9 protein-coding genes and 1 riboswitch are annotated in these 12,578 nt (G+C 72.0%); of the genes, 2 read left to right on the forward strand and 7 right to left on the reverse strand.

Annotated elements, in window-relative coordinates:
- Nucleotides 1-40 precede the first annotated feature (40 nt).
- Both OG782_RS33645 and OG782_RS33650 read right to left on the reverse strand, forming a co-directional pair.
- Nucleotides 41-1,699: an acyl-CoA dehydrogenase family protein gene (locus OG782_RS33645; protein ID WP_406457552.1), complete on the reverse strand. Its 1,659-nt coding sequence runs from the start codon at nucleotides 1,697-1,699 to the stop codon at nucleotides 41-43.
- Nucleotides 1,700-1,725: 26 nt separating this feature from the next.
- On the reverse strand, nucleotides 1,726-2,346 hold the full coding sequence (locus OG782_RS33650) for a TetR/AcrR family transcriptional regulator (protein ID WP_406457554.1): 621 nt from the start codon (nucleotides 2,344-2,346) through the stop codon (nucleotides 1,726-1,728).
- A 73-nt stretch (nucleotides 2,347-2,419) separates the two neighbouring features.
- On the opposite strand from OG782_RS33650, the gene OG782_RS33655 reads away from it, so the two are divergent.
- Nucleotides 2,420-3,940 carry a class I adenylate-forming enzyme family protein gene (locus OG782_RS33655; protein WP_406457556.1) on the forward strand — a complete coding sequence of 507 codons (1,521 nt, stop codon included), beginning with the start codon at nucleotides 2,420-2,422 and terminating at the stop codon, nucleotides 3,938-3,940.
- Between the two features lie 128 nt (nucleotides 3,941-4,068).
- Here the strand turns inward: OG782_RS33655 and OG782_RS33660 are convergent, their stop codons facing one another.
- Both OG782_RS33660 and OG782_RS33665 read right to left on the reverse strand, forming a co-directional pair.
- Nucleotides 4,069-5,376, reverse strand: coding sequence for a DUF2254 family protein (locus OG782_RS33660; RefSeq protein ID WP_406457558.1), 1,308 nt, complete (start codon nucleotides 5,374-5,376; stop codon nucleotides 4,069-4,071).
- A 159-nt stretch (nucleotides 5,377-5,535) separates the two neighbouring features.
- Nucleotides 5,536-7,440, reverse strand: coding sequence for an alkyl/aryl-sulfatase (locus tag OG782_RS33665; RefSeq protein ID WP_406457559.1), 1,905 nt, complete (start codon nucleotides 7,438-7,440; stop codon nucleotides 5,536-5,538).
- A 255-nt stretch (nucleotides 7,441-7,695) separates the two neighbouring features.
- On the opposite strand from OG782_RS33665, the gene OG782_RS33670 reads away from it, so the two are divergent.
- Nucleotides 7,696-8,715, forward strand: a complete 1,020-nt coding sequence (locus OG782_RS33670; RefSeq protein WP_406457560.1) for a DUF389 domain-containing protein — start codon at nucleotides 7,696-7,698, stop codon at nucleotides 8,713-8,715.
- A 70-nt stretch (nucleotides 8,716-8,785) separates the two neighbouring features.
- Here the strand turns inward: OG782_RS33670 and OG782_RS33675 are convergent, their stop codons facing one another.
- The 3 genes from OG782_RS33675 to OG782_RS33685 all read right to left on the reverse strand — a co-directional run bounded on the left by OG782_RS33675 (nucleotide 8,786) and on the right by OG782_RS33685 (nucleotide 12,539).
- Nucleotides 8,786-10,186, reverse strand: coding sequence for a purine-cytosine permease family protein (locus OG782_RS33675; RefSeq protein ID WP_406457561.1), 1,401 nt, complete (start codon nucleotides 10,184-10,186; stop codon nucleotides 8,786-8,788).
- A riboswitch (TPP riboswitch) is annotated at nucleotides 10,177-10,270 on the reverse strand. It overlaps the preceding gene by 10 nt.
- Nucleotides 10,271-10,377: 107 nt before the next feature.
- Complete coding sequence (locus tag OG782_RS33680; RefSeq protein ID WP_406457563.1) at nucleotides 10,378-11,343, reverse strand: formylglycine-generating enzyme family protein; 966 nt, start codon at nucleotides 11,341-11,343, stop codon at nucleotides 10,378-10,380.
- A complete protein-coding gene (locus tag OG782_RS33685) occupies nucleotides 11,340-12,539 on the reverse strand; it encodes an ROK family transcriptional regulator (protein WP_406457565.1) in 1,200 nt (399 codons plus the stop codon). The genes OG782_RS33680 and OG782_RS33685 overlap by 4 nt, the downstream gene beginning before the upstream one ends.
- Nucleotides 12,540-12,578: the final 39 nt, after the last annotated feature.

Raw genomic sequence — 12,578 nt, forward strand, 5'->3', positions numbered from 1 at the left:
CGGCCGGCCCGTCCAGCCTCGGGCCGACCGCCGCCGGCCGTCACACCGGGAGGCGGTCGAGCAGCGCCCCGAAGTCCGTTCCGGCGGACAGAGTTCCGAAGGCGAGCCCGCGGTCCCCGGCAAGACGGGACGCACAGAACGCGTCGGCGACGGCGGCCGGTGCGTGACGCACGAGCAGGGACCCCTGGAGAACGAGTGCCGTGCGCTCGATGACGCGACGGGCGCGGACCGGGGCGTCCTCGGTGAGGATCAGCTCGCCCTGGAGCTCCCGCCAGGCCGAGTCCAGGCGGCGGTCACCGCCGGCCGCGGCCTCGATCTCCGTACGCAGAGCCTGGAGCGACTCCGGCTCACGGGCCAGGGCGCGCAGCATGTCCAGGGCGTTGACGTTGCCGGAGCCCTCCCAGATGCCGTTGAGCGGAGCCTCGCGGTAGAGGCGGGGCATGCCCGACTCCTCGTCGTAGCCGTTGCCGCCCAGGCATTCGAGCGCCTCGGCGACCGCGGCGGGCTGGCGCTTGCACACCCAGTACTTGCCGGCCGCGGTGGCGAGCCGGAGGAAGGCGCGCTCCTGCGTGTCACCGTGCTGCGCGCGGTCCGCCGCTCCGGCCAGGCGCAGGGCCAGCGTGGTCGCCGCCTCGGACTCCAGTGCCAGATCGGCGATGACGTTGCGCATCAGCGGCTGGTCGATGAGCTTGGCCCCGAACACGCTTCGGTGGCGTACGTGGTGCGTCGCCTGCGCGAGCGCCGCACGGGTGCCGGCTGCGGAACCCAGGACGCAGTCCAGGCGCGTCATGGTGACCATGTCGATGATGGTGCGCACGCCCCGGCCCTCGTCCCCGACGAGCCAGGCCACGGTGTCGTCGAACTCGGGCTCGCTGCTGGCGTTGGACCGGTTGCCGAGCTTGTCCTTGAGACGCTGGATGCGGAACGTGTTGCGGCTGCCGTCCGGCAGGACCCGCGGGACCAGGAAGCACGACAGGCCGGCCGGCGCCTGGGCGAGCACCAGGAAGAGGTCGTTCATCGGGGCGCTCGTGAACCACTTGTGCCCGCGCAACCGCCAGGTTCCATCGGCCTGTTGGGCGGCGGCTGTCGTGTTGGCGCGCACATCGGTGCCGCCCTGCTTCTCCGTCATGCCCATCCCCGCGAGCAGTCCGGCCTTCTCGGCCGGGGCGCGCAGCCCGGGCTCGTACACCCGGCTGGTCAGCAGGGGTTCGTACGTCTTGGCGAGATCGGGGGCGTGGCGCAGGGCCGGAACCGCCGCATACGTCATGGAGACCGGACAGCCGTGGCCCGCTTCCGCGGTGCTCCACACCATGAACCCCGCCGCGCGCGCCACATGGGCACCGAGGCGCTCGTCCGCCCAGGCGGCGCCGCCGAGCCCCTCGCTGATCGCCACGTCCAGCAGTGCGTGGTACGAGGGGTGGAACTCGACCTCGTCGACGCGGTGGCCGTAGCGGTCATGGGTGCGCAGCCTCGGCTCGTGGCGGTTGGCCTCGTCCGCCCAGCGCTGCACCTCCTCGCTGCCGGCGCGGCGGCCCAGCCGGTGCAGGTCGTCCAGATGCCATGCGGCGCCCTCGCGGCGCACGCCCTCGATCAGCACCGGGTCATCGGCGACGTCGTGGCCGGTCAGCGGCGGCGGCTGGTTCGTCACCTCGTGGGTGGTCGCTGTGGGCCGGCTGTGGGGTGCGGGGGTCGCAGGCATGAGGAGCCTTTCTCGGCGAGGAGGGGTCAGGGGCGGGCGGATGCGGGGGCCGCGCCCGCGCAGCGCAGCGCCATGGCGGTCAGTTCGGCGAGGAGCCCGTCCGTGTCGTCCTCCTCCGTGGCGCCGAGCGGCGCCACGAGGACCTCACCGATCGCGCCGGTGAGCGCCGCGGCGGTGACCTCCCCGTTCTGGGGCGGCAGCAGCTCCTGGGCCATGCCCTCGCGGATCACTTCGGCGAACAGCGCGCGGTAGCGGCGACGGAAGACGAGCCGCTCCGCACCGACGGCCGTATCGGCCGGCGCGGCCAGCAGCGCATAGGCCAGGCCGCGGTTCTCGAGGGCGCGGCGGGCGAAGACCCCGACACCGGCGGTGAGCCGCTCGACCGGGGTTCCCGGACCGGTCAGTACGGATTCGAGCACGTCCACCTCGCGCCCCGCCGCCCGTCGGAAGACCTCGACGGCGAGCGCGGCCTTGGACGCGAAGTGCTGGTACACCGAACCCGCCGCGATGCCGGCGGCGTCCGCGACCGCGCTCACGGACGCCCCTGACCAGCCCACTTCGGCGACGACGTCGGTCGCGCGGGTGACGAGGTGCTCACGGGCCGATTCGAGACGTTGAATTTCGGCTGGGGTCTTGCGGTAGGCCATGAAAGAAGTGAACCATCATTCATAGTTTCCCGACAAGGGCCGGACGCCCCGGCCCGCGATCCCAGGAGAAGGCGTGCACCTCAGTGCCATGCTGGACAGCGTTGTCCGATCGGCCGGCCGCAAGGAAGCCCTGGTCTACCGCGACCAGCGGTGGAGCTACGAGGAGTTCGGTGCCGCCGCCCGCCGCGCCGCGACCGTGTTGCGGGAAGCGGGGCTCGGGCTCGGTGACCGCCTGGCCGTGATGACGTACAACACCCCGGCGTTCCTCATCGCGGCCTTCGGAGCCTGGCTGGCCGGGGCCACGCTGGTCCCCGTCAACCACAAGCTCCAGACCGCCGAGGTGGAACACCAGCTCCGGCACTGCGGCGCCCGGCTGGCGGTCGTCGACCAGGAGATCGGCGAGCGGGCCACCGGGGCGGCCGTGGAGGCCGACTGGCTGGTGAGCCACCCGGACGCGCCGGTGGGCGGACCGCCCGCCGGCTCCTTCGAGGCGTTGATCGCCGGGGCGGCGGAGTGGGAGGGCGAGCCCGGGTCCGACAGCGACATCGCCCAGATCCTCTATACCTCGGGCACGTCCGGGCGTCCGAAGGGCTGCGTGCACACCCACCGCGGCGTCGCCCTGACCGCCACGTACACCGCGGCCACCGTCCCGCTCCGCCGGGACGAGCGGTTCCTGGTCTGCATGCCGATCTGGCACGCGTCCCCCCTCAACAACTGGGCGATGGGCACCCTTCTGCTGGGCGGCACGGTCGTGCTCCAGCGCGAGTACGAGCCCCGCGCCATGCTGGAGACCGTGCAGCGGGAGCAGGTGACGGCGGTGTTCGGTGCGCCGATCGCGTTCATCGCACCGGTGCAGGCGGTGCCCGGCTTTGACGCGTACGACCTCTCCTCGGTCCGCTCCTGGATCTATGGCGCGGGGCCGATGGACGCGGACACGGTCAGCCGCCTGAGGAAGGCGTACGGCTCGGAGAACTTCCACCAGGTCTACGGCATGAGCGAGATGGGGCCCGTCGGGGCGTCGCTCTCCCCGGGAGAGCAGGTGGAGAAGGCCGGTTCCATCGGGCGGGGCGGCATGGTGGGGGTCGACATACGGATCGTGACGCAGGACGGCACGGACGCCACCGCGGGCGGGACCGGGGAGATCTGGCTGCGCTCGGACACCCGCATGGCCGGCTATCTCGATGACGCGAAGGCCACCGAGGAGGCGTTCGTGGGCGACTGGTACCGGAGCGGGGACCTGGGCCGGGTGGACGAGGACGGGTTCGTCACCCTTGTCGACCGGCTCAAGGACTTGATCATCACTGGTGGGGAGAACGTGGCCTCGCAGGAGGTGGAGGGTGTGCTACGCGGTCACCCCGATGTTCTGGACGTCGCCGTCGTCGGCCGCCCGCACGAGCAGTGGGGCGAGACCGTGGTCGCGGTGGTGGTTCCGAGGCAGGGTGCCCTGTTGAGCCTCGAGGGCGTACGGGAATGGCTGGAGCCGCGCCTGGCGCGGTACAAGATCCCTCGCGAGCTGGTCCTGCGCCAGGACCTGCCCCGGACGCCGTCCGGAAAGATCACCAAGCATGTGCTGCGCAGCGGCCTGGCCGGCTGACGGGCTGACCGTGCGGCCTGGCGGGCTGCGTGGCCTGTGGGGCGGAGCCGCTTCGCAGGGGCGGGCGGAGCCGCCCGGGCGCGGTCATGGCATGCATCACGCGTCCGGACGACCCGATTCCCACCATCTCAGGGGTGGACAAGCGGTGCCGGGCCACCCATGCCCTGGGAGTCGGGATGCGAGGAGACCTCACGCAGGAAGGGGTCGGGCAGTGCCGCGCCGGCGAGCCGCTCGAGAGCCTGCCGGCGTGCCACCACGACGGCGGCTCGTTCCGCCGGCACGGTGTCCGCGAGCCGGTCGAGCAGGGCGCGGAGCCGGCGTACCGTCTGGAGGCCGGACGAGCCGTAGACGAGCGTCTCGTCCAGCGCGACGGTGACGAAGTCCTCCCACAGGGGTGCCGGGCAGAAGACCCGGGCCGCCCCGCGCTCGTCCAGGAACCACACCGGACCGACCGGGCGGTCGGCGAGGCTCAGCAGGGCGTCCTCCACCTGGTCCAGTGCCTGCACCGCCGTGGTGGGGTCGTTCACGGCCGGTGACAGTGCCCGGATGGCGATGTCGGCCAGCAGCCGCAGTCCGTACACGGGGTCGCTCTCCACGGTCCGGCTCGGACCGCGATGGATACGGGACGCGAGCAGCCGGGGCAGCCGTGACGGAACCGGGCCTGCCGACTCCACATAGGCGGCCGTCTGTCCGGCCCGGACGAAGTCGCCCACGGCGCACACCAGGTGGACGCGGACGTCGTGGCGGTGGGCCAGGGCGACCAGGCCCTTCTCGTCGAGAGCGGAGACCATGCTCGGCGGCCCCGTGTGCACCACCGGCGTGAGCCCGGCATACGTGGCGGGATCGGGAGCCGGGCGCAGGGACAGGTGTTCCTGAGGCGGATACATGCGGTCGATGACGGTGCGCAGCTCATTGCCGACCGACCGGGAGAGGCCTCCGCCGGTGACCGCGTCCCGGATCGAGGCGAGCAGGTAGAGGACGGCCACCGAGTCGAAGACCACGAGCGCGATGGCGAACGTGACACTCAGACGCGGCACGTCGTCGCCCCTGATGGTGCTGAGGCCCACCAGCGAGAACACCGCCGTTCCCACGAGCAGACCGAACACGATCAGATAGCGCGAGAAGTGCCCGAGCGCCCCGACCAGCCGGGGAGACATGCCGAGAACGGTCTGGACGACCAGGGTGATCGCCGTGACGACGAAGCCGGACAGGGTGATCATGCCCCCGGCGATGGCCGCCATCGTGGCCTGCGCCGTCGAGGCGTCGAACCCGAGGCCCTCCGCCGGGAGATGGTTCTCCCAGCGCGGCAGGCCCCAGCCGAGGACGGCCCCTCCCGCGACCAGCAGCAACGCCGCAAGACGGCTGCGTGCGCGCCGGTCGCGGACCGTGCTCCAGCCGCGGTGAGGGGCTCGCGCCCGTACCTGGTGGGCGGTCATGGCCGGGCCCCCTGCGCGCGTCCTCGCCCTGCGGCGGGCGACGTCCCGCCCGGCGGGGGACGCCGGACGGGGCCACTGCCGTGTTCGGCCCCGGCACCCGCCATGGGCGTCCTCCCTCCACCGTGAACGATGCTTCGCGTGATCGGGCGCTCCGCCCGATCAGGGCGTGACAATGGCGAAGTCCGGGTCCGGATCGCTGAGGTGGCTGAGCAGTTCGGTGATCTTTCCGGCGTCACCGGTGACGATGGCCAGCCCCGCGAGCTCGGCAGGGGAGAGCTGCCCCAGCAGGACGGCACGCAGATCGGCCTCGTCCAGGGTCACCTCGACGTCCGGGGTGGCGACGGCCCGTCCGCGGCCGGCGGTGTGGGTGAGGACACCGTTGTGCAGCCGCAGCGTGACGGGTTCCCCTCCGTTCACGTTCCAGAGCACGGTGATGTCCGCGTCCCAGCTGCGCGGACCGTCGACCCGGATGGACAGGGCGTCGAAGAGCTGGTCCAGGGTGAGTACCCGGAGGAAGTCGGGGGACATCGTGACCGTCGGCGATCCCACCGGCCCCTGGCGCAGCTCCAGAGCGCCCGTGAGGTAGAAGTTGCGCCACGTGCCGTTCTCGCTGCCGTAGCCCAACTGCTCCAGAGCGTCCGCCTGCAGGTCACGGGCCCCTGCGTGGGAGGGATCCGCGAACAGTACGTGGTTGACGACCTGTACCACCCAGCGGAAGTCGCCGTCGGTGAACGCCTCGTGCGCACGGCGCACGACCTCCTGGGCACCGCCCATGAAGTCCACGTACCGCTTCGACGCCTCGACCGGCGGGTGTTCCCACAAGTGCGCCGGGTTGCCGTCGAACCAGCCCATGTACCGCTGGTAGACGGCCTTGGTGTTGTGGCTGACGGAGCCGTAGTAGCCGTGGGTGTGCCAGGCCTTCTCCAGCGCCGGAGGCATCTCCATCACCTCGGCGATCTCCAGCGGTGTCATGCCCTGGTTGATCATCCGCAGGGTCTGGTCGTGCAGATAGGTGTACAGGTCGCGCTGCTCGGAGAGGAACCCCATGGCCCGCTCGCTGCCCCAAGTCGGCCAGTGGTGGGAGGCGAAGGCGACATCCGTGTCATCACCGAACAATGTGATCGCCTCGGTGAGGTACAGGGCCCAGACCCGGGGGTCGCGGACCTCCGCGCCCCGCAGGGTGAGCAGGTTGTGCAGGTTGTGCGTGGCGTTCTCGGCGAGGCACAGCGCGGCCCGGTCGGGGAAGTGGATGTTCAGCTCGGAAGGGGCTTCCGTGCCCGGAGTGAGCTGGAAGACCATGCGGATGCCGTCGACCGTCTCGGTCTGCCCGGTACGGGTGATGTCGAGCGTCGGCGGGATCAGTCCGACCGAACCCGTCGAGGTCGTCTGGCCCAGGCCCGCGCCGATCTGACCCTGCGGGCCCTTCGGGAGAGCGGCTCCGTACATATAGGCGGCGCGGCGGGCCATCGCCGTGCCGGCGTACACGTTCTCGCTGACCGCGTGCTCCAGGAAGCCCTCCGGTGCGATCACCGGAACCCCGGCGGCGACCTCCTCCTCCGTGACCACACCCTTCACGCCGCCGAAGTGGTCGACATGACTGTGGGTGTACAGCACGCCCGTCACGGGCCGCTCACCCCGGTGGCTGCGGTAGAGGGCAAGGCCCGCGGCCGCCGTCTCGGCGGAGATGAGGGGATCGATCACGAGGATGCCTCGCTCGCCCTCGACGACCGTCATGTTGGACAGGTCGAATCCGCGGATCTGGTAGATGCCCTCCACTACCTCGAACAGCCCGTGGTCGGCGACCAGCCGGCTCTGGCGCCACAGGCTCGGGTTGGCCGTGGGCGGGCAGTCCTGTGCGAGGAAGCCGTAGGCCTCGAGGTCCCACACCACGCGCCCGTCGGCCGTGCTGATCTCGCTGTTCTGCGCGGTGCCCATGAATCCGCGGCGGGCGTCGTCCATGTCCCGGGTGTCGTCGAAGGGATATCGGCGCACGATCTCATCGTTGGCACGGCTGACAGCAGGCTGAGCAGACTTGGACTGCGTTTTCCCGGTGTTCCCGGCCATGGTGCGCTCCCTCGCGGCAATGCGGCAGCTCGGCGGCTCGGCAGCTGCCTGTACGCCACCCTTGCCGCGGCGTCACTCGGCTGCCATCGGGACTAGTCCGAACGGATCATGCGGCTGCCGAGCCGGTGCCGTGGAACGCACTGAGTGGGAGGCTCCCGCGAGCCCGTGGAACGCTCGGGTCATACACGCAGATGGGTGTATGTCTGCATATGATCAAGTTTCGGATTGAGCATCTCGCCGGAGGGGACACCGGACATGCCGTCAGTCGACGCGGTCGCCGTTCAACGCATGACGGATGCGCTCTTCATCGAGCGTTCGCTGCGCAGCCCGAGTTCGACAAGGTTCTGGGGGCTCCTCGTGCTGGCCGCCGTCATCGCGAGCGCCGGCGTGGTGGGCGATTCGACGGCGACCGTCATCGGCGCGATGATCGTCGCGCCGCTGATGACTCCCATCCTCGGCAGTGCACTGGCCCTGGTTCTCGCCGACAGGTCACAGGTCGTCAGGTGTGCGCTGCTCGTCCTGGGAGGTGCGCTGGCGGTCGTGGCGATCGGCATGCTGCTCGGCTGGATCGTCTCCCCGCCGGACGCCTTCGCCTCGAACAGTCAGGTGTCCTCCAGGATCAGCCCGCGCCTCATCGACCTGCTCGCCGCCCTGGCGACGGGAACCGTCGGCGCGTTCGCCCTCGTACGGGCGGACATCTCCGACACCCTGCCGGGCGTGGCGATCGCCATCTCACTGGTACCGCCGCTCGCGGTGACAGGACTCCTCATCACGGCCGGCCGCTACCACGACGCGAGCGAGTCCGCCCTGCTGTTCGCGACCAACGTCGCTGCCATCGTGGCGACCGGCACGGTCGTCTTCCTCGTCTACGGGATCCGGACGGCGGCCCAGCAATCGGGGCTGCGAGTGGGGCGGTTCCACGGGTGGACGCTGGTCGCCGTGGCGACCGTCGTCCTCCTGATCGCGGTGCCCCTGACGACCGGCACGGTGACCGTCGCGCGCGACCGGTCGCTCGCCGCCGAGGCCCGACCCGTCGCCGAGAAGTGGGCCGCGACCGGGAAGTGGCAGATCGCCTCGGTCGATGCACGCAACGGCATCATCGTGATCGGTGTGCTGGGACTCCCGCCGCAGCCCGCACCCACGGCGCTGCGGGCCGCTCTGGACCGCAACGGGATGGCCGACGCGGATCTCGAACTCCACCTCGTGGGCGGGCGGACGCACTGGTGCCCCGCCGACACGGACACGTGCACGGTGCGGGACGCGGAGCGCAGCTGACGTCATCCACGCGGATGCCCGGCGAATCCGGCTTCACCCTGCGCAAGACGTACGAGACGGGCGTCGTCGCTCAGCTGCGGCGGCGCAGCCGCAGCGGGGCGTACACCGCCAGGCCGGCGAGGAACGCCACGCCGTAGGCGAGGTCCGCCCCGTGCAGCGCCTTCGCCACCGGGCCCACGTACAGGCTGGTGTTCATGAACGGCACCGCTGCGGCGAAGGCGGCGGCGAAGGCGGTGACCGCCGGCCACCACGGCTGGGTGCGCAGGCTCTCGGCGGCCAGATCGACGGGGGCGCCGCCCCGGGCGCGCGCCCGGACGGTCCAGTCGACGGCCACGATCGCGACGAAGCCGGGGATCCAGTAGCCGACGAGAAGCAGCACGTTCTGGAAGCGTGCCGTGGTGTCGGCCGCGTGCATCCACAGCACGAGCGGAAAACCGAGGGCGGCGGCGAGCGCGGCGGCCGCGGGGCGGGGCAGGCGGACCCCCATGGTCTGCAGCGCCAGCGATCCGCTGTAGTCGTTCATGGCGTTGCTGCACAGCGCGGCGAGCGCCACGGCGAGCAGCCCGAACGAACCGAGGGCGCCCCCGCCCAGGAGGGTGTCGATGCCGCGCGCCGTCTGGTCGGTGAAGACGGACGCGCCCCACAGGCCGAGGGCCTGGACCGCGACGAAGGAGACGCTGATGCCGAGCAGCGTGCACCAGAACATCCGCGGACGCGACGTGGTGTGCGGCAGATAGCGGCTGAAGTCGCTGGCGTACGGTGCCCAGGACAGCGCCAGGCTCAGCGCGATGGTGCAGGTCAGAACGAAGGCGCCCGCCCGGTCGGCGCCGTGCACGGAGCCGGTGGTGGCGGGGTGGACGCCGTTGAGAAGCTTGGTGGAGAGCACGGCGAAGGCGGCGGCCAGGGCGAACGTCATCACGGTCTGGAGCCGGTGGATCACCTCGTAGCCCAGCACGCCGAGCGCGCCCTGGGCGGCCATCATGACCAGCACCCCCAGCCAGAAGGGCCAGCCGCACAGCTGGGCCAGCGCGTCCCCGCCGAACAGCCCGATCAGCGCGTCCCAGGCGATGGACGACAGCCACTGGAGCGTGCCGGGCAGTACGACTCCGCGGCCGAACGCCAGCCGGGCGAGCGGGAGTTGCCCGGCGCCGGTCCGGCTGCCCCAGGTGCCCAGATACGCGGTGGGCACAGCGCCCATGAGTGTGCCGAGCACGACGGCGGTGAGCGCCGTGGCGAAGTCCAGGCCCAGCGCGATGCCGACGGTGCCGGTGAAGACCCCGGTCATGGTCAGGTTGGGGGCGAACCAGACGGTGAACAGCCGGCCGGGCCCGCCGTAGCGGCGGTCCTCGGGTACGGGGGCTATCCCGTGCGCCTCGATGCGCAGATCGCCGGGGGCGGTGGGCATGCGCCCGTCGAAAGCGGGTCGCGGGCCGAGCGGAGCGCGCTCGCTTCGGGCATACGGCAATGACATGAAGACATCCCTCCGCCAGTGCTAACTGGTTCAGGTTCGACGGGTGTGTTCTCAGCCCCTGGCGGGGCACCCCGTGTCCGGTGCGGCGGTCAGGATAGCCGGACCCGTGCGGACGCCCCGGCAGTGGGGTCGCCGGGGCGTCGGGCCGACGGAGATCCGTCCGTTCCGGGTGAACCCGGCGGGAGCGCAGGTCAGAGGGTGAGCGCGCAGCGGAATCCGCCGTGCCCGGTCGTGCTGTCCGGGGTGTTGGAGGTGCGGGCGGCCACCCGGTAGCGGTTGCAGTAGGAGCGGTGGCACAGGTACGAGCCACCGCGCAGCACCCGGCTCCCGCCGTCCGGGGGGCCGACGGGATCGATACGGGTCTCCGGGCGGTCGGCCGTGTGCCAGTCGGCGCTGAACCGGTCGGCGCACCACTCCCAGACGTTGCCCGACGCGTTGTACAGGCCGAAGCCGTTGGGGGCGTAGGCCTTCACGGGAGCGGTGCCCGCGAAGCCGTCCTCGAGCGTGTTGCGTACGGGGAAGTCGCCCTGCCAGATGTTGCAGCGGTGCCGCCCGTTCGGCGTCAGCTCCTCGCCCCATGGGAAGCGGGCCCCGACGAGTCCGCCGCGAGCCGCCTTCTCCCATTCCGCCTCGGTCGGCAGCCGCTTGCCGGCCCAGAGGGCGTAGGCCGTCGCGTCGTGCCACGACATGTGGACCACGGGGTGGTCGCGGCGGTCGCCGATCGAGGTGCCCGGCCCTTCGGGGGCGCGCCAGTGCGCTCCGGTGACCGCACGCCACCAGGGGGCGCCGGGCACGGTGCCGGGCAGCACGGCGTGCCGGGCCTCCTGCGGGACGAAGGAGCCGAAGACGTAGGACCAGCCGATGAGTTCGGCCTCGGTGCGGTAGCCGGTGGCCTTGACGAAGACGGCGAAGCGGGCGTTGGTGACAGCGGCGGCGTCGATGTGGAACGGGGCGACGGTCACCTCACGTACCGGCCCCTCGCCATCGGCCGGGAACGCGTCCTCGTCCTCGCCCCCCATCAGGAACGGCCCGCCGGGCACCGCCACCATGCCGCGCAGCAGTTCGGCGGGACGGTGCACGGGTACGGCGAAGTCCGCCGGGGGAGTGGCAGCGGCAGGCGCGGTGCTCTCGCGGGCCGGCCCGCAACAGGCGTTCACCGCGAGGTGCCCCCGTCCAGCAGCTCCGCCAGGTCCTGGCCGGTGGTGCGCAGCAGCAGCGCCACCCCGCCGAGCGCGGCGGCCTCGCCGCCGAGGGCGGAGCCGCGTACTTCGATGGTGCGGGGAGCGGACGGCAGGGAGAGGGCGGCGAGCTGCTCCCGGATGGGGGTGAGGACGAGGTCGTCCAGGGCCGCCGGCTCCCCGTAGACGACGATGCACTCGGGGTCGACCTGCGCCGCGAGGGCGGCGAGCACCCGCCCGGCGACGACGGCCGCGGTCCGCACGACGTCGGCCGTGTCCGGCTGGCCCTCGGCGGCGAGCCCGATCAGCTCGGCGGCGTCCCGTGCCGTGACCCCGCGCTCGGCGCACGCGGCGAGCAGGGCGGGGACGGAGATGAGGCCCTCCAGACAGCCGCGGCCCCCGCAGTGGCAGGGTTTGCCCTCGGGGTCACAGCTGGTGTGGCCGATCTCGCCGGCCGCGCCGTGGGCGCCGCGCACCAGTGCGCCATTGACGACGAGTCCGCCACCGACCCCTTCCGACCAGCGCAGATAGACGGCGTTGTCGAACCCGCGGGCGGCGCCCCAGGTCACCTCGGCGAGTGCGGCGAGCCGGGAGTTGTTGTCGGTGAGCACGGGGGCGTCGAAGTGCCGGCCCAGCTCGTCGGCGACGTGCCCGGCGAACGGCGTCATGGTGCGCGGGTCGCCGGAGGCCGGGTTCTGCACGAAGCCGGGGAGTCCGAGGCCGATGCCCGCGACCGGGGCCAGGCTGATGTTCTCGCGCCGCACCAGTTCCTCGACGGCCAGGATCGCCTGCGCGGCACGCTCGGCGGCCCCGCTGTCCGCCGGGACGGGGGCGCTGAACCGGCCGACGATCTCATGGGCGCAGTTGGCCACGACCACATGGATCCGGTGGCGCTGGAGATCGATGCCGATCAGCTCCGCCCCGCGGGAGTTGAGCGAGATCTCCAGGGCCGGCCGGCCGCGTCCGCGCGGCAGCCCGGGGTCGGGGGCCGGCTGCTCGACGACGGCCTTGCGCTCCAGCAGATCGGACACGATCGCGAACAGGGTGGTACGGGAGAGACCGACCCGCGCCTTGAGCTCGCCCCGGCTCAGCGCGCCCGACCTGCGCAGCTCGCCGAGTACGGCGGCTTCATTGGCTCTGCGCAGGCGCTGGAGGGCATCGGTGCGTTCCGTCATGGACGCATGGTCGATCGGTCAAGGGCTTTCTGTCAATGG

The organism is Streptomyces sp. NBC_00876, from assembly GCF_045207435.1.
Taxonomy (GTDB): domain Bacteria; phylum Actinomycetota; class Actinomycetes; order Streptomycetales; family Streptomycetaceae; genus Streptomyces.